General features: G+C 44.5%; 21 protein-coding genes. 7 read left to right on the forward strand and 14 right to left on the reverse strand.

Annotated elements, in window-relative coordinates:
- The first annotated feature begins 25 nt into the window (after positions 1–25).
- Complete coding sequence (gene sspO / locus ACQCV8_RS09245; protein ID WP_426844322.1) at positions 26–175, forward strand: small acid-soluble spore protein O; 150 nt, start codon at positions 26–28, stop codon at positions 173–175.
- A 257-nt stretch (positions 176–432) separates the two neighbouring features.
- Here sspO and ACQCV8_RS09250 read toward each other — a convergent pair whose 3' ends face one another.
- On the reverse strand, positions 433–693 hold the full coding sequence (locus ACQCV8_RS09250; protein WP_426844323.1) for a hypothetical protein: 261 nt from the start codon (positions 691–693) through the stop codon (positions 433–435).
- Positions 694–808: 115 nt separating this feature from the next.
- Between ACQCV8_RS09250 and ACQCV8_RS09255 the strand changes: the two genes are divergently transcribed.
- The 4 genes from ACQCV8_RS09255 to ACQCV8_RS09270 all read left to right on the forward strand — a co-directional run bounded on the left by ACQCV8_RS09255 (position 809) and on the right by ACQCV8_RS09270 (position 2,334).
- Positions 809–955 carry a small acid-soluble spore protein P gene (locus ACQCV8_RS09255; RefSeq protein ID WP_426844324.1) on the forward strand — a complete coding sequence of 49 codons (147 nt, stop codon included), beginning with the start codon at positions 809–811 and terminating at the stop codon, positions 953–955.
- Positions 956–1,056: 101 nt separating this feature from the next.
- Positions 1,057–1,443 carry a hypothetical protein gene (locus ACQCV8_RS09260; protein WP_426844325.1) on the forward strand — a complete coding sequence of 129 codons (387 nt, stop codon included), beginning with the start codon at positions 1,057–1,059 and terminating at the stop codon, positions 1,441–1,443.
- 99 nt (positions 1,444–1,542) lie between these two features.
- The gene (locus ACQCV8_RS09265; RefSeq protein WP_426844326.1) at positions 1,543–1,785 is read left to right on the forward strand and encodes a spore germination protein; all 243 of its coding nucleotides are present in this window, start codon (positions 1,543–1,545) and stop codon (positions 1,783–1,785) included.
- Positions 1,786–1,908: 123 nt separating this feature from the next.
- Positions 1,909–2,334: a DUF2621 domain-containing protein gene (locus ACQCV8_RS09270; RefSeq protein ID WP_426844590.1), complete on the forward strand. Its 426-nt coding sequence runs from the start codon at positions 1,909–1,911 to the stop codon at positions 2,332–2,334.
- 40 nt (positions 2,335–2,374) lie between these two features.
- Here the strand turns inward: ACQCV8_RS09270 and ACQCV8_RS09275 are convergent, their stop codons facing one another.
- From ACQCV8_RS09275 to ACQCV8_RS09285, 3 genes are all read right to left on the reverse strand, one after another.
- Positions 2,375–2,860: a CcdC family protein gene (locus ACQCV8_RS09275; RefSeq protein ID WP_426844327.1), complete on the reverse strand. Its 486-nt coding sequence runs from the start codon at positions 2,858–2,860 to the stop codon at positions 2,375–2,377.
- A 131-nt stretch (positions 2,861–2,991) separates the two neighbouring features.
- A complete protein-coding gene (locus tag ACQCV8_RS09280; protein WP_426844328.1) occupies positions 2,992–3,351 on the reverse strand; it encodes a response regulator in 360 nt (119 codons plus the stop codon).
- Between the two features lie 102 nt (positions 3,352–3,453).
- Positions 3,454–4,158: a cytochrome c biogenesis CcdA family protein gene (locus ACQCV8_RS09285; RefSeq protein ID WP_426844329.1), complete on the reverse strand. Its 705-nt coding sequence runs from the start codon at positions 4,156–4,158 to the stop codon at positions 3,454–3,456.
- A 272-nt stretch (positions 4,159–4,430) separates the two neighbouring features.
- On the opposite strand from ACQCV8_RS09285, the gene ACQCV8_RS09290 reads away from it, so the two are divergent.
- A complete protein-coding gene (locus tag ACQCV8_RS09290; protein ID WP_426844330.1) occupies positions 4,431–4,607 on the forward strand; it encodes an aspartyl-phosphate phosphatase Spo0E family protein in 177 nt (58 codons plus the stop codon).
- A gap of 384 nt (positions 4,608–4,991) precedes the next feature.
- Here the strand turns inward: ACQCV8_RS09290 and ACQCV8_RS09295 are convergent, their stop codons facing one another.
- The 6 genes from ACQCV8_RS09295 to yneA all read right to left on the reverse strand — a co-directional run bounded on the left by ACQCV8_RS09295 (position 4,992) and on the right by yneA (position 9,454).
- A complete protein-coding gene (locus ACQCV8_RS09295; RefSeq protein WP_426844331.1) occupies positions 4,992–5,213 on the reverse strand; it encodes a YneF family protein in 222 nt (73 codons plus the stop codon).
- An 85-nt stretch (positions 5,214–5,298) separates the two neighbouring features.
- Positions 5,299–5,745: a sporulation inhibitor of replication protein SirA gene (gene sirA / locus ACQCV8_RS09300; RefSeq protein ID WP_426844332.1), complete on the reverse strand. Its 447-nt coding sequence runs from the start codon at positions 5,743–5,745 to the stop codon at positions 5,299–5,301.
- A 272-nt stretch (positions 5,746–6,017) separates the two neighbouring features.
- Positions 6,018–8,027: a transketolase gene (tkt, locus tag ACQCV8_RS09305; protein WP_426844333.1), complete on the reverse strand. Its 2,010-nt coding sequence runs from the start codon at positions 8,025–8,027 to the stop codon at positions 6,018–6,020.
- A 95-nt stretch (positions 8,028–8,122) separates the two neighbouring features.
- On the reverse strand, positions 8,123–8,353 hold the full coding sequence (locus tag ACQCV8_RS09310; RefSeq protein WP_426844334.1) for a DUF896 domain-containing protein: 231 nt from the start codon (positions 8,351–8,353) through the stop codon (positions 8,123–8,125).
- Positions 8,354–8,462: 109 nt separating this feature from the next.
- The gene (locus ACQCV8_RS09315; RefSeq protein WP_426844335.1) at positions 8,463–9,125 is read right to left on the reverse strand and encodes a YneB family resolvase-like protein; all 663 of its coding nucleotides are present in this window, start codon (positions 9,123–9,125) and stop codon (positions 8,463–8,465) included.
- 8 nt (positions 9,126–9,133) lie between these two features.
- Entirely contained in the window at positions 9,134–9,454 is a 321-nt protein-coding gene (gene yneA, locus ACQCV8_RS09320) for a cell division suppressor protein YneA (RefSeq protein WP_426844336.1), read from the reverse strand.
- A 151-nt stretch (positions 9,455–9,605) separates the two neighbouring features.
- On the opposite strand from yneA, the gene lexA reads away from it, so the two are divergent.
- Positions 9,606–10,223 (forward strand): transcriptional repressor LexA, encoded by a 618-nt coding sequence (lexA, locus tag ACQCV8_RS09325; RefSeq protein WP_426844337.1) that lies wholly within the window; start codon positions 9,606–9,608, stop codon positions 10,221–10,223.
- 68 nt (positions 10,224–10,291) lie between these two features.
- On the opposite strand, the gene cysI is transcribed toward lexA, so the two are convergent.
- The 4 genes from cysI to ACQCV8_RS09345 form a co-directional block, all read right to left on the reverse strand.
- Positions 10,292–12,007 carry an assimilatory sulfite reductase (NADPH) hemoprotein subunit gene (gene cysI, locus ACQCV8_RS09330; RefSeq protein ID WP_426844338.1) on the reverse strand — a complete coding sequence of 572 codons (1,716 nt, stop codon included), beginning with the start codon at positions 12,005–12,007 and terminating at the stop codon, positions 10,292–10,294.
- A 27-nt stretch (positions 12,008–12,034) separates the two neighbouring features.
- On the reverse strand, positions 12,035–13,837 hold the full coding sequence (locus ACQCV8_RS09335; RefSeq protein WP_426844339.1) for an assimilatory sulfite reductase (NADPH) flavoprotein subunit: 1,803 nt from the start codon (positions 13,835–13,837) through the stop codon (positions 12,035–12,037).
- 280 nt (positions 13,838–14,117) lie between these two features.
- A complete protein-coding gene (locus tag ACQCV8_RS09340) occupies positions 14,118–14,414 on the reverse strand; it encodes a putative quinol monooxygenase (RefSeq protein WP_426844340.1) in 297 nt (98 codons plus the stop codon).
- Positions 14,415–14,435: 21 nt separating this feature from the next.
- Positions 14,436–15,062: a nitroreductase family protein gene (locus ACQCV8_RS09345; RefSeq protein WP_426844342.1), complete on the reverse strand. Its 627-nt coding sequence runs from the start codon at positions 15,060–15,062 to the stop codon at positions 14,436–14,438.
- Between the last annotated feature and the right edge of the window lie 9 nt (positions 15,063–15,071).

Raw genomic sequence — 15,071 nt, forward strand, 5'->3', positions numbered from 1 at the left:
ACTTTCGTATAAGGGGGTGAATGAAGTGGCCAAAAGAAAAGCCAATCACCTGATTGAAGGAATGAACGCAGCCGGTGCACAAGGCCAAGGAGCCGGCTATAATGAAGAATATCAAAATGAACCGCTGACTGCAGAACAAAGACAAAACAACAAAAAACGCAAAAAGAATCAATAATACAGAGGCTGTTTAAAAAGGCCGCTTGAGAGAAAATATTGGAATAAAAAACCCCCCCGGGCATACCGGGGGTTTAAGTCTTTTTCTTTTAAACTTGGCTGTTGATTTCCGCTGCAGGCGTTCGCTTATGCTTGGGCGGACAGGTGTGAAAAATCAACACCATGCTTTAACAAAGCCTTTCTTTTAATTGTGCTGGTCAGGCTTATCAGCCCGGAAAGCATTGAACAGTAAACGAACTTACTGGACAGACATTCCCTTTATTCAGACTTATTTATTTCCGATACAATCCGGTTGATATCATGCTGAAATTTCTCGAGCTGGGACCTCTGATGTTCCGTTGCATTTTCGAGAGCATTTTGTATTTGGGCATTCGTTTCATTAATTTCTTCTTTTAAATGCTTTAGATGAGATCCATAATCAGCACTCGAAGGATTCATTTGCTCATAATGGTGAACGGTTTCAGCAGCTTCCTGCTGCGCAGCCTGAAACGACTGCTGTTTGTTTTTGTGATAGGGCATCGTTATTCTCTCCTTTACCTGTTTGACTGCTCATATCTTTTCCTCCAACGGCAAATGTATGCATGAATACTCCTTCCCCGGAGGCTAAAACTAATCAGACAAGGAGGCGAGATTCATGACGAACAAAAATACAGGCAAGGACATTAGAAAGAATGCGCCTAAAGGCGATCAGCCCGGCCAGCCCGAACCATTAAGCGGGTCAAAAAAAGTAAAAAACAGAAACCATACCCGCCAAAAGCATAATAGCGGACACGATATGTAAAGCACGATCATTTTTTTCCTTCTCATAGGCCTGTTCTATTCACTTTTATCAATCATTTGAATAAAAATAATGGAAAGGTTTTTATGGAGGGTATGACAGCAATGAGTGATTCTAAACGACCCGCTCTTTCTGATTTTGAAGGGCTGGATCAATGGCTGGCTCAGTTTTTGGAAGATCCTTATGCGGACGGACTGGCCAATTCGTTCAGAACAGATGTATACGAAATAAGCGATCAATACATTATTGAAGCGGACCTGTGCACGGTTTTCCCTAAGCGGCTCGTTATTTGTAAAGACCACAGCAGCTTAACCATCCAAAGTGAATGCTGTGATGGAAAGCTTCTTGAATCTCTGGTTTTTCTCCCATTTGAAATAGACAGCAGAACGCTTAATGCGAAATTTCAGGATGGCTTTCTTGAAATCCATGTGCCTAAGGAAGAACAGTCCGGAAAAGCCGGGACGAACGATAGGATAATTATTCAGCTTTAGCAGAGACCTGTCTCTGCTTTTTTCCATTTTTGGATAAATGCTTATACAAGGAATGAAGCCTGTACATATAATAGAAAAAAGCCGGAGGAGAGATAGCAAATGGGAGTATATATTAAAAACCTGGTTATTAATGAGGTTTCGGGAGGTATTGTCCATTTCGGCAATGCGGCGAACATTTCACCTGTAACTGCATCGAAAACCGCAGAAGGCAGCCCTGATATGGAATCGGTGTCATCCGAATCTGCGAACGGCACAGCTTCTCCGCAGGTTCCCTCAGGGCCCATGAAAGATCCTGCCCGTTTAAGAGGAGCCGCAGCCCAGAGACAAAGCCGCTCTAATTGATGTCCTTCCCTGTCCCCGGGGAACGGCTTTCACAAATTGAAGAAAAATAAAGCGCTTGCCACTAAACTGAGCCCGTTTCATGTATAATAAAAGAATAAATGGAAACAGTTGGGGTGAAGGATGATGCTGGACGGCTGGTTTCAATGGTTTATCGTATTTTGGGTGTTTTTCCTCGCCGGAATGCTCTCGATCGGCGGATACTTTATGTTCAGAAAATTCTTAAAGCGACTGCCCAAAGAAGATGGGAAATCCGATTTGGACTGGCAGGATCATTATATAAGCCAATCGCGCCATCTGTGGGAGCAGCAGCAGAAAGAGCTATTAGAGGAATTAGTTGCCCCAGTTCCCGAACTGTTCAGGGATGTGGCAAGGGAGAAAATTGCAGGCAAAATCGGTGAGCTTGCCTTAAGCGAAAAAGCTTCTTTTATCACTCAGGATCATGTAATCAGAGGCTATATTCTGGCCACACCTAAAAGAGATCATAAATTCTTAATAAAAAGACTGAAAGAAAAGAATATCGATCACCGTTCCTATAAAGCAATGTTTTAAGAAAGAGAAGAGCTGCATCCGGGTTACCGGCTGCAGCTTTTTAAGTCGCCTGACTGTTTGGCGGATTAAGCTGGTTTTGTATTTTCTTAAACGATACATACATGGCAATCCTCCAGGGTACAATCATTCCAAAAGCCAGAATCCAGAACATTCCGCTCAGTGCTCCCACATCAATGGATAAACTTAAAACAGACTTCAAGCCAATCCGGAGTGCGAGAAGCGCCACTAGTATGAAAGCAAAGGCCTTGGATCTCTTCAAATAAATTTCATTGTCCCTGATTTCAAACTTGCTTGTTTTAATGAGGAATATCGAAAAAAACATGCCTGCCAGGATCGCTTCCGAAAATTCCGCAAACGTTACACGAAAAAAAGGAAAAACGAACATGAGAGCTCCGGTACTCATAAAAAGCGGCGGCAAGATGATTTTTTTTGCAGATGCAGGCCTCCTGGAGGCTCTCATTCTTACTACCAGCACGATGCAGCCCATAAAAACGGCCAATATAGTAGAAATGATCAGTAAATCCATCCTTTATCATCCCTCGCAGTGTATTGCTTCTATTATAAACCATTTATGCCTAAGTTAACATATGACTCGTCCGCCTTTATCATGCTGCGGAACAAAAAAACCATTTAGACAGACTCTAAATGGCAAATGAACTATCCTAATACACGATCCACAGCTTCCAGCACACGGCTTGCATCAAATGGCTTAATTATAAAATCCTTTGCTCCTGCTTCAATGGCTTCCACAACCATCTTCTGCTGTCCCATTGCAGAGCACATAATCACCTTGGCGGACGGAAATTCCCTCATAATTTCTTTAAGGGCTTCAATCCCATTTTTTTCAGGCATTGTAATATCAAGTGTAACCAGATCGGGAAGAAGCTCCCTGTATTTGCTGACCGCTTCAAATCCATTTTCAGCTTCTCCTGCAATCGTGTGGTTGGCTCCATTTAAAATACTGGTCAGCGTTACTCTCATAAATTTGGCATCATCGACGATTAAAATCCCCGCCATGTTACCCCTCCCCATCATGCTTAGCACTTTTTCTGCCCTTATTATAACAGATTCATAAGAAATATGTAGTAAATTTGTCTCATTTATAATAAATTTATAGGTCTAAAATCCTGAAAAACCTGTCAGCTCAGTGAAAAAAATGATAATCCTGGACAATCCGTCAAAATACAGGATAAGTCCCATCCCCAGCATAACAGTCCCGCCTGTTTTCATAAAGGCACCGGTGTGACGCTTTATCCAATTCATTTTTCCAAGGAAGAATGCCATTAGGAAAAAGGGAACCGAAAATCCCAGCACATAGCTTACCATATAAAGAACACTGGATTCGGGCTGGGAACTGGCAAGTCCCATTACTGAGGTCAGAATGGGTCCAATGCACGGTGACCAGCCAGCGGCAAAACCAAGACCAATTAGTAAAGTACCGGCGTACCCTGCCGGCCTGGTTTTGAATTGAAATTTACGCTCCTTCAAGAGCAGAGCCGGACTAAACACTCCAAGTGTAACAAAACCCATTACGATCATCAAAATAGCACCGAGCTGTCTCAAAAGATTCTGATAATCAATAAAAAAGCGTCCGATAATAGTAGCGCTGTACCCCAACGCAACAAATATAATAGAGAATCCAAGTAAAAAGAAGAATGTATGCAGCAGGCTCTGCCTATTCTGCATCCCCTGATGATGTTTTAAATCCGATACAGTTACCCCGGTTATGTATGATAAAAATGCCGGATACACAGGCAAGCAGCACGGTGAAATAAACGACAGAAACCCCGCACCGAAAGAAAGAAGCACATTCACGTCACTCATTCATTCTCCCCCTCCGTTTCCTGATTGACCAAGTGTTTATGTTTAAGCAGTCCCTTCCTTGCAATAAAATTCCCTATCTCTATTTTATCAAGTGCAGCAAGAAAAAATTGTTTCACTTTATGACAGGGATATGTCAATTTTCTTACAGTTAAATCCAGCATATAGAAGAATTCAGTAAATGCCCTTATAATTTAATAAGATTATTACATCTCCTGCTCCAACCGAATTCCAGGTGCAAGCAGCAGTTCATATAGAAGGGATTTATCGCAGCGATGAAAAAAAGTATACTTAAAGAGATTGAACAGAAACGGGTAGAACTTAATGAAATAGCTGATAAAAACGGTATGTCTTCATCGATTACCATTCGTTACAGTCAGGAACTCGATAAAATGCTCTATGAGTACCAGCAGTTTCAGTCTTCCAATAACGGACAGCGGATCAGCTTATAATTTTGTCAGAAAAGAGATGGCCACTATCGGTCATTTCTTTTATTATATACGAATTCAATCGTTCATTTATTTCGTTTATTGAAAGAATGATCGGTTAACCGATTTGGTAAAGAAGCAAATGATCTTTCTGCAGGCACTCATGCACATTTCTTGGTGGCTGTTTCTGTATAGGGATAAGCGAACGGCCGCAGCGGAAAATAAACTCCTGTATAAGACGAAGAACCACCATCCATAGGCTAAGCTGCCAACAGAATAAGTGGTTCGGGAAAGTACAGATTCATTTCAATAAATTCCTATATAGAATTTACCTCACAGTAAAAGCAAGCCTGCAAATGTGTCTTCGAGTATCTATCGTTAAGCGATAAACCCTGCAGCCACAAGGGTCTACTTCAACTGTTGATTGTTCATCGCCTTCATCATTTGGTTGATTTTCTTCTGGGACGGTTTCATTCCCATCTGCATCATCATCATCCGTAGCATATTTTCATTAATTGGCGGATTCTTTTTCAAATAGCTCATCATGTATCTGCGAGCGATAAAGAAACCCAGCGCCACGCCGCCCAAAAGAGCAACTATAATCAGTGTAATGCCGAGCCATAAAGCCATGGTAGTTCCTCCTTCAAGTTCTCTCGTTTACAGTCTACTAAACCCTCGGCAATTATACAATAATTCCTGCCTAATTTCTGCTTTTTTAGACAAATTTTCTTTCCGATATCGGGTTTAGCCAGCCATATCTTCTTGATTGAAAGTCCATTGCGAGAAAACAGGGATTCATTTTACGGAGAATTTCAAAAAATATAGTCTCAGCTTCAAAGCTGCCCTGGGCATCAATTTCCAGATACCTCTCTTTAATCAGAAGGGTAGCCTGTCCAGGATCGCCATTTAACACGATTCTGTGCAAGTCTCCAAGCTGCCTGTACCCCTTTCTCATCATTAAAAATCCGTTCAGCAGCTGATGAATCGATTTTGAAGGAATAGGCTTCGATATATACTCAACCTGCTGTTTAAGCAATGAGTAACGCTCATCATGTATGCTTGTCCAATGATACGTGCGAATTAGATCAAAAATTTTTGATTCCTTGCCAAAATAATGACTTGCAATCTCCTCTTCCATAAAATACACATAGTAATGCCTCAATGGTAATCCCTCCTAAGCCGATGCCGCCCTTTTACTCATTATAACGGGATGGATGGAGTGAAGAGTGTCTTAATACGGAGAGAGGAACCACTAATTATGTCGAATAGAGATAAAAGAAGAGCCGGTATAATGCCGGCTCCTCTTCTCCTCTAATTGATCAGCTCTGTTAACTTGACTGTTGATTGCAGCTTGAAGGCGAGCGGCAAGGTTCCTCCCAGGTTGCCTTCCGTTCCAGTCAACAGGTGTGAAAACGAACACTCGATCAATAAATCCTATTTATTCAGTAACGCTTTGACTCTCGCTGCTACATTCTCAGAGGTGAATCCAAATTCTTTCATAATTGTGCTGCCAGGTGCTGATGCCCCAAAACGATTGATTCCAAGTACATCCCCTTCATCTCCTGTGTAACGTTCCCAGCCAAGCGGAGACGCAACCTCGATAGCAAGACGCTTTTTAACTTCTTTTGGAAGAACGGAGCGTTTGTATTCTTCTGATTGCTCTTCAAACCTTTTCCAGGATGGCATGCTGACAACTGAAGCGTGGATGCCCTCCTGCAAAAGTGCTTTCTGAGCTTCTACCGCTAGACCAACCTCAGATCCTGAAGCCAGCAGAAGCACATCTGCCTGCTCTTTATCGGCAGGAGAAACGATGTAAGCTCCTTTTTCCACTCCTGAAGCAGCAAGTTCTGCAGAATGCTCCAGCGTCGGAAGATCCTGTCTTGAAAGGACAAGAGCCGTTGGACTTGATTCTGATGTTACTGCCAGTTTCCAGGCCGCAGCTACTTCGTTGCCATCTGCGGGTCTGATAACATCAAGGTTTGGCATGGCGCGCAGAGAAGCGAGCTGTTCAATCGGCTCATGCGTTGGGCCGTCTTCCCCAACGGCAATGCTGTCGTGTGTAAAGACAAAGGTCACAGGAAGGTTCATAAGCGCAGCAAGACGAATAGCCGGACGCAGGTAATCAGAGAATACGAAGAATGTTCCTCCGAAAACCTTTAGGCCGCCATGCAGAGTCATGCCATTAAGAGCAGCACCCATTGAGAATTCCCTGACACCGAACCAGATGTTGCGTCCGCTGTAGTTATCCGCCGTGAAGTCCTCTACATTTTTAATTGTTGTCTTATTTGAACCTGCAAGGTCAGCAGAGCCTCCAAACAGGTAAGGCACATTTTTGGCTATCGCATTAAGCACTTCTCCTGAAGAAGCTCTGGAAGCGAGTCCTGCACCTGTCTCATAGACAGGAATATCCGCGTCCCATCCTTCAGGAAGCTCGCCGTGGATGGCCCTTGTCAGCTCTTCTGCAAGCTCAGGATACTCTTTTTTATAATCCTCAAAAAGTTCATTCCACTCTTGCTCAGCCTGAGCCCCATGGTCTTTAATGGTTTTGCTGAAATGTTCATACACTTCATCCGGTACATGGAAATCCTTTTCGAAAGTCCACTTGTATGCTTCTTTTGTAAGCTTCGTTTCCTCTGCTCCGAGCGGTGCACCGTGTACCCCTGATGTTCCTGCACGGTTTGGAGAACCAAAGCCGATTGTCGTTTTTACTTCGATGAGAGTCGGCTGATCTTCGTTCTTTTTGGCTTCTTCAATAGCCCGGCCTATTTCATCCGTATCATTTCCATCCTCTACACGCAGAACCTGCCAGCCCATCGCCTCAAAGCGCTGCTGGACGTTTTCGCTGAAAGAGCGGTCAAGATCCCCGTCAAGAGAGATATCATTGGAATCATAAAGAACAATTAACCTGCCAAGCTTTAAGTGGCCGGCAAATGACGAAGCTTCAGAAGAGATTCCTTCCATTAAATCTCCGTCTCCGCAAACGGCAAATGTATGATGGTCTACGATGTTGTATGAACCTCTGTTATATGTATGAGCAAGGTGCCGTTCAGCCATTGCCATGCCGACAGCCATTCCAATTCCCTGTCCAAGCGGACCAGTCGTTGCGTCAACTCCCGGAGTGTGCCCGAATTCAGGATGTCCCGGAGTTTTGCTGTCCCACTGACGGAATGATTTTAAATCCTCCATGGAAACATCGTATCCGGATAAATGAAGCATGCTGTAAAGAAGCATAGAGCCATGTCCGGCTGAAAGAACAAACCGGTCACGGTTAAACCAATTTGGGTTGCCGGGGTTTTGCTTCATAAAATCTACCCAAAGCTTATATGTCATTGGAGCGGAACCCATCGGCATTCCCGGATGCCCTGATTTTGCTTTTTCAATTGCATCAATGGATAACGTACGAATTGTAGCAATGGATAATGAATCAATAGTAGATAATGTCATAATAACCATCCTTTCGTGAACAATTTACCCTCTTATCATATCCGTAGAAAAGAAAATGTACAACCAATAGGCCTGTTAATTTCAACAGGCCCTGGTTAATGCAATCCTTTATTCTTTTCATTTTTCAATTTTTGTGGAGTTACATCATTTCCCTCAGGGTCTACAACCGTTACACTTTTCAGCGTGTTCTTCATAGAACCCCTAAAAGCACGGAGATACTCTTCACGGAGTCTCTTTTGTTCAAGAAGCTCCTTTTCCGTAAGCCCCTCGGATTTGGACTTTCTTGAAAGAGCATTGATTCTGTCGATTTTTTCTTTAGAAAGCATATTGATTCTCCTTTATAAACCGGCTCTGCCAAAAGCAAAGTTCCTGCATCAAAACTAAAGTTAGTAGTGACATCGTACAAAATATATGAGAAAAAGGCAAACAAACAGATTAGTTCTCCTGTTCGGCTGCCTTTGTTTCTTCCGTATACTCCTGGTATCGCCGATGAACGGTTGCTTTTGAAACGGAATATCCAAATCCTCTAAGGGTAGCGGCAATTTCTGCAAAGGTGAGTTTGCTTGCCCTAAGACGGATAATATCCTCGATAGGAACATCTATTTTGTCTTTCCTTCCGCCTGAGGAGAGATCTGTCAGGTTTTCCTGGGGACGGTAGCCATTTTCTACTGCACGCTTCATTCCCCGTTTAATCTTTAAATTATGTATTTTCCTTTGGTACTCCTCTACAATACCCACTATTTCAAGGACCATTGAATCCGCTTCAGAAAGCTGGTGCTCTCCCTGATGTGAAATCGTAAATACTTTAGCCTTTTCTTTATACAGAAAATGAAGGATGGCCATTCTGGCACTGCCCCTCCCAAGCCTTGTCTCATCCTGAATGAGTATCGCCTCTGCTTCTCTTTTTTTCACCGCATCAAGAAGGGTAAGGATCCCCTCTCTCTCTATTTCATAGCCGCTGGCTTTCTCCATGATGGTCTGCACCGGTTCCATCCCGTGCTCTTCTGCAAGCGAGGAGAGTTCTTCCTTTTGCCTCTGCAGCGATGTCTCCTGTTCTGCCTTATCTGTGCTCACCCTGCAGTAAATTATCGCTTTCAAACAACCACCTACTCTTCTGAAGCTATCATCTTCGCATCTATTTTATACACTTCTTCTTTTTTAACCGGTATATACAGCTCTTCGCCAGGTTTAATGACGAGGGAAGTCATCCTGTTCTCCTTGTTGACCCACTCCACGAATTCAGTACTTGTAAGATCATGTCTGCCTTTGAGCTCTTCCGCAAGATCCCACAGCGTATCGCCTTCACGGATTTCTATTTTAGCATATTTTTCAAGCAGGCTGCTGTTCCCTTTATCAGCGGCTGCGTATAAAATTCCTCCAACAAGAAGTGCGAAAACAGAAATGTAAGCAAATGTAATTTTAGACATTTGAATCCCTCCAGAATGTTTGTTCGTATTTTGATAAATTCATTATAATCCGAACAAACATTCCCAGTCAAGAGGTTTTCGAACTTATGTTTGTATATGCAGGTAAATCATGCTATAATAACTATAAATTACTTACTCTGAGGTGCTAAGGATGAGCAAACTATCAAAAAGGCAACAGGACATTCTGGAATTTATTAAACAGGAAGTCAAAAGCAAAGGCTATCCTCCCTCCGTCCGTGAAATTGGCTTGGCCGTAGGCCTTGCCTCTAGCTCTACCGTGCATGGCCACCTTGCGCGGCTCGAGAATAAAGGATTGATACGGAGAGACCCCACTAAGCCGAGAGCGATTGAAGTACTGAACGAAGAACTGGAAATTCCAAAAAGCAGCGCTGTCAACATCCCGATTATCGGGAAGGTTACAGCAGGGGTTCCTATTACAGCAGTAGAAAACATTGAAGAATATTTCCCGCTGCCCGAACGTCTGGTCCCTCCTGATGACCATGTATTTATGCTTGAAGTTGTAGGAGACAGTATGATTGAAGCGGGAATTCTGGACGGAGACCTTGTGATAGTCCGCCAGCAGCAGTCTGCTAATAATGGAGAGATCGTGGTCGCCATGACGGAAGATGATGAAGCAACCGTCAAGCGCTTTTTCAGAGAAAAGGATTATATCAGGCTTCAGCCGGAAAATTCATCCATGGAGCCTATTATCCTGCGGAATGTTTCAATCTTAGGAAAAGTGATTGGCGTATATCGTACGGTGCATTGAGAGCCTTGTTCGTCAGGACAGGCTTTTTTTCTGCATAAAAAGAAGATGGCTGGCAGCCATCTTCTTTTTTATAACGCATGAAAGTTGGTTCCGTCAGTCGTTGCCCCGATGATGCCGGCACGGATGACATAATCCCCAAAATGTTCTCCTTGTTCTCTTTCCTTTGCGTAGCGGGGCAAAAGCTGCCCGAGCTCATTCAGAATTTCTTCTTCTCCAATGTTCTCTTTGTACATTTTGCTGAGCCGGCTGCCGTCAAAGGCTGCTCCCAAGTACATGTTATACTTTCCGGGAGCTTTTCCGATAAAGCCGATTTCCCCCAGTGCATGGCGGGCACATCCGTTCGGACAGCCGGTCATGCGGATGGTGATCTCTTCTCCCCGAAGACCGTTTATATCCACAATTTCTTCAATCCTGCTGATCAGCTCTGGAAGGTAACGCTCCGCCTCGGCCATAGCCAGACCGCATGTCGGGAGTGCTACACATGCCATCGAACTCCGGCGGAGTGCAGAGTGATGGGCTCCGTCTGTTAAGCCGTATGCTTGAATGAGCCCTTCAATTTCCGCCTTCTTTTCAGCAGCTACATTCGCGATGATAACATTTTGATTGGCAGTAAGGCGGAAATCGCCGGTATGCACTCTCGCGATCTCTTTTAAGCCTGTCTTAAGCTGGTAGCCTTCAAAGTCCGCCACACGGCCGCCTTCTACAAACAACGTATAATGCCATGTGCCTTCTGTTCCTTCCACCCAGCCATAACGGTCCCCGTTATGGTCAAAATGAAAATCTTCAGGCTGCCCGAGCTTCCAGCCGAGCCTCTCTTCCAGCTCCTCTTTCACGGTTTCCAGGCCGAGGCGGTCGACTGTATACTTAAAACGTGCGTTCTTTCTTTCAGAACGGTTGCCGTAATCCCGCTGGATGGTAATGATCTTTTCCGACAGCTCCAGAATTTTATCCGGGGTGCAGAAGCCGATGATTTTACCGATTTGAGGATAGGTCTCCTTATCTCCATGAGACATCCCCATTCCTCCGCCAATCATCACATTAAAGCCTTTCAGCAGACCCTTCTCGACGATCGCGATAAAACCAAGGTCCTGCGAGTAGACATCAATATCGTTAGAAGGCGGAACGGCGATGCCGATCTTAAATTTCCTCGGCAAATAAAGCGGACCGTACATCGGTTCAGAAAACTCTTCCTCCCCTGTTACCTTTTCTTCATCCAGCCAGATTTCGTGGTATGCCCTCGTCTTAGGGAGCAAATGCTCACTCAGCTTTTTGGACCATTCGTACACTTCATGATGGATTTCTGACTGATAAGGATTCGGATTGCACATCACGTTCCGGTTTACGTCTCCGCATGCTGCGATCGTGTCCATCATGGATTGATGGATTTCCTTGATCGTATTCTTCATGTTCCACTTTAAAACACCGTGCATCTGAAAGGTCATTCTCGTCGTTAGTTTCAGGGTTCCATTGCCGTTTCTGTCTGCCAGGTCATCCATGACGAGCCATTGTTCCGGTGTGGCCACCCCTCCCGGAAGACGTACCCTCAGCATAAACTGGTATGCAGGTTCAAGCTTTTGTTTTTGACGCTCAATGCGGAGATCCCGGTCATCCTGCAGATAGCTGCCGTGAAATTTCATTAATCTGTTATCATCATCTGAGATGCCGCTGCTGATTTGCTCGAGCATCGATTCCTCGAGAGTCCCGCGCAAAAACCTGCTCTCTTGTTTTATGCGTTCAACATCGCTCGGGCTGCCTTCTGGGGCAGTTAAGATTCGCTTAGACATATTCGATCGAGCTCCTTTCCATGACGTTTAATACACGTCCCGCTGGTACCGTTTTTCCTGCTGCATGGCGGCGATGTATTTTTCCGCCTCTTCTTTTCCCATATTGCCTTCTTTGGCAATGATGGTGATAAGGCTGTTATGAACGTCATGCGCCATATTCTTCTCATCCCCGCATACGTAAACGGCGGCACCGCTTTGAATCCATTCATATAATTCTTTACTGTTCTCGAGCATTCTGTGCTGTACATAAACCTTCTCTGCTGTATCTCTTGAGAACGCTACATTCATTTTTGTCAGGACACCGTCTTTGATCCATTTCTGCCACTCTGTCTGGTAAAGGAAATCTGTGACAAAATGGCGGTCGCCGAAGAACAGCCACGATCTTCCGCCTGCCCCTTTTTCCTCGCGCTCCTGCATAAATGAACGGAAAGGCGCGATACCAGTGCCGGGACCGATCATAATGATCGGGGTATCTCCGTTTTCAGGGAGCTTAAAGTTCTGGTTGGACTGGACGTAGACCGGTAGTTTATCTCCCGGCTGAAGCCGCTCTGCACAGAGGATGGAACACACCCCGCTCCGGGAACGGCCGTATGACTCATAGCGGACGGCTCCAATTGTAAGATGCACTTCTTCAGGATTTGCTTCCAGACTGCTCGCGATCGAGTAAAGGCGGCCCGGAATTTTACGGAGAATCGATAACAAATCCTGTGCCGATCCTTTCCATGGTCCATAATCACGGAGCAGGTCGAGCAGATCGCGGCCTTTCAGATAGGTTTTCAGCTCTTCCTCATGCCCTTCTGACAGCAGCTCTTTCAGCTCTTTGCTGTCTGTCAGCTGGGATGACTGTTCAAGAAGCGGTTTAGTCAGGACGGTAATTTCAAAGTTCGAAGTCAACGCCTCTTTAAGAGATTTAGTCTCTCCCTGCTTGTTGACCTTTACGGTTTCATTTTCGTCCCATTTCATTTCATCTATTATAAGGTTCACGAGAGCCGGGTCGTTTTCCGGGTAAATTCCCAGACTGTCCCCTGGCTCATAGGAGAGGCCGGAACCTTCAAGCGAGAGCTCCAAATGGGTCGTTTCCTTGTCTGAGCCACGCCCGTTGAGATTGATGCTTTCTAATATTTCTGCATAAAATGGATTTGTCCGCGTATACGTGCTTTCGCCTGAGTAGGTAATTTCTTTATTATTGGAAACAGGCTGTGCGGCTGCTCCCTGCAATTCAGCCAATACTTTGTCAAGCCACTCAGCAGCTGGTTCGTCATAATCCAAGTCGCAGTCTGTGCGCGGTGCAAGCCTGCTTGCTCCCAGCTCTTCCAGCCTCAAGTCAAATTCTTTTCCTGTCTGGCAGAATTTCTCGTACGAACTGTCTCCGAGCGACAGTACTGAATAACGCAAACCTTCCAGTTTCGGTGCGCGCTTTCCATGCAGAAATTCATGGAAAGTCAGAGCATTGTCCGGCGGGTCGCCTTCCCCGTGTGTACTTACAGCAATGAGTAGATTTTCAAGCTTTTTCAGAGAATTCGGTTTAAAATCGTTCATGGAGGACACGGTTACTTTAAATCCGTTCTCCTCCAGTTTTTTGCCGCTTTTTGCAGCCAGTCCCTGGGCGTTCCCTGTCTGAGATCCATATAAGATGGTGACTTCTTTAGATACAGGAGCAGATTCATTTTGCTGCTGTGTAACAGCAGTACCAGATGAAGCATCTTGGTCAATGGCAGCCAGATACCCGGCAAGCCACATTTTTTGTGACGGGTTTAAAGATGGCAGAAGCTGGTTCAGCAGATCAGCCTGCTCCTGATTGAATGGACTGTTCGTTACATGTAATGGCAATCTTTACACCTCATTCGTCTGCGTGAATTCATGCGATATCACGATTATACCGATAAAATAAGTCGGCTTTCAACATAGTCAGTACCCTTGTTAACCCTGATAAATAGATTCCCAGTTAATTTTACAGAAAATTTTAGCATTAGTAAAATATTTTTCTTTTATGATGTTCATCAGTTTTCTTAATAGCTGTTCCATTCCAGGAAAAAATAGGGACGCACCTTAAACGAACAGGCCTTTCGCAATAAAAAACCCCCGCTGCATTTTAGCGGGGGTTCTAATCTTATCGTTTGATTTCTTCTCCTGCAAAAACTTTTGCCGTCAGTGGAGCCGCAAGGTATTGCGGTGCTTTTTCAACAAATGCCTGAAAATGTGCGCTTTCGTTATGGCTTTGAACCTCTTCCTGACCGCTCCATAGCTCCACCATCGTGTAGACATAATCGCGCTCAGTGCTTTTCATTAATTCATAGGAAACATTGCCGCTCTCTTCTCTTGAAGCGGATACAAGTGCTGTGATTTCTGTTAAAAATTCAGTTTCCTTCTCTGGCTTTACTTGAAATTCTGCATGAATAATGATCATTTTCATTCTCCTTTTCTATTCTTATTTCCACTCGGTAATTTTTTCAGTTGGCAGGCGGTAGGACTGATAGCCTTGATCCGCTGCTTTTCCGATGGACAGCAGCATTACAGGATAATAGCGTTCTTTATCCATCCCGAAAGCTTCTGCGATCTGATCTTTTTCATAGCCGCCGATCGGGTTTGTATCATACCCATGTGCGCGTGCCGCAAGCATCAGCTGCATGGAAACAAGCCCAGAGTCAATCAGGTTCATCTCTTTCAGCTGGTCGTATGAGCTGTTCTCAAAGAATCCTTTGATGGCCGGGACTTGACGGTCGCGTACTTCAGCAGGCATTAAGCCTTTTTCTACAGCCGTATCATAAATTTCATCTAAATAAAGATCGCTTTGCATATCTGCAAAAACTGCAATAACAGCTGAAGAAGTGGCTACTTGAGTCTGGTTGAATTTAGCAAGAGGTGCAAGCTTTGCTTTTCCTTCTTCAGAATCAATGACAAGAAATCTCCATGGCTGCATATTAACAGATGAAGGAGCCAGCGCTGCTTCCGTCAGGATCTCCGTCATTTTCTCTTTGCTGATTTTTACAGCAGGGTCGTAGCTTCGGATGGAGCGGCGCCCTGTGATGATTTGTTTAAAGTCGTTGGTAATCATAGATCATTC

It is taken from the genome of Metabacillus sp. 84, assembly GCF_050107715.1.
GTDB lineage: Bacteria > Bacillota > Bacilli > Bacillales > Bacillaceae > Metabacillus_B.

What these genes read in the sequence shown, in the direction of transcription:
- ACQCV8_RS09250 (WP_426844323.1), bottom strand. Translation starts at nt 693, where the DNA reads ATGCCCTATCACAAAAACAAACAGCAGTCGTTTCAGGCTGCGCAGCAG.
- ACQCV8_RS09255 (WP_426844324.1), top strand. Translation starts at nt 809, where the DNA reads ATGACGAACAAAAATACAGGCAAGGACATTAGAAAGAATGCGCCTAAA.
- ACQCV8_RS09260 (WP_426844325.1), top strand. Translation starts at nt 1,057, where the DNA reads ATGAGTGATTCTAAACGACCCGCTCTTTCTGATTTTGAAGGGCTGGAT.
- ACQCV8_RS09265 (WP_426844326.1), top strand. Translation starts at nt 1,543, where the DNA reads ATGGGAGTATATATTAAAAACCTGGTTATTAATGAGGTTTCGGGAGGT.
- ACQCV8_RS09270 (WP_426844590.1), top strand. Translation starts at nt 1,909, where the DNA reads ATGCTGGACGGCTGGTTTCAATGGTTTATCGTATTTTGGGTGTTTTTC.
- ACQCV8_RS09275 (WP_426844327.1), bottom strand. Translation starts at nt 2,860, where the DNA reads ATGGATTTACTGATCATTTCTACTATATTGGCCGTTTTTATGGGCTGC.
- ACQCV8_RS09280 (WP_426844328.1), bottom strand. Translation starts at nt 3,351, where the DNA reads ATGGCGGGGATTTTAATCGTCGATGATGCCAAATTTATGAGAGTAACG.
- ACQCV8_RS09285 (WP_426844329.1), bottom strand. Translation starts at nt 4,158, where the DNA reads ATGAGTGACGTGAATGTGCTTCTTTCTTTCGGTGCGGGGTTTCTGTCG.
- ACQCV8_RS09290 (WP_426844330.1), top strand. Translation starts at nt 4,431, where the DNA reads ATGAAAAAAAGTATACTTAAAGAGATTGAACAGAAACGGGTAGAACTT.
- ACQCV8_RS09295 (WP_426844331.1), bottom strand. Translation starts at nt 5,213, where the DNA reads ATGGCTTTATGGCTCGGCATTACACTGATTATAGTTGCTCTTTTGGGC.
- tkt (WP_426844333.1), bottom strand. Translation starts at nt 8,027, where the DNA reads ATGACATTATCTACTATTGATTCATTATCCATTGCTACAATTCGTACG.
- ACQCV8_RS09310 (WP_426844334.1), bottom strand. Translation starts at nt 8,353, where the DNA reads ATGCTTTCTAAAGAAAAAATCGACAGAATCAATGCTCTTTCAAGAAAG.
- yneA (WP_426844336.1), bottom strand. Translation starts at nt 9,454, where the DNA reads ATGTCTAAAATTACATTTGCTTACATTTCTGTTTTCGCACTTCTTGTT.
- lexA (WP_426844337.1), top strand. Translation starts at nt 9,606, where the DNA reads ATGAGCAAACTATCAAAAAGGCAACAGGACATTCTGGAATTTATTAAA.
- cysI (WP_426844338.1), bottom strand. Translation starts at nt 12,007, where the DNA reads ATGTCTAAGCGAATCTTAACTGCCCCAGAAGGCAGCCCGAGCGATGTT.
- ACQCV8_RS09340 (WP_426844340.1), bottom strand. Translation starts at nt 14,414, where the DNA reads ATGATCATTATTCATGCAGAATTTCAAGTAAAGCCAGAGAAGGAAACT.
- ACQCV8_RS09345 (WP_426844342.1), bottom strand. Translation starts at nt 15,062, where the DNA reads ATGATTACCAACGACTTTAAACAAATCATCACAGGGCGCCGCTCCATC.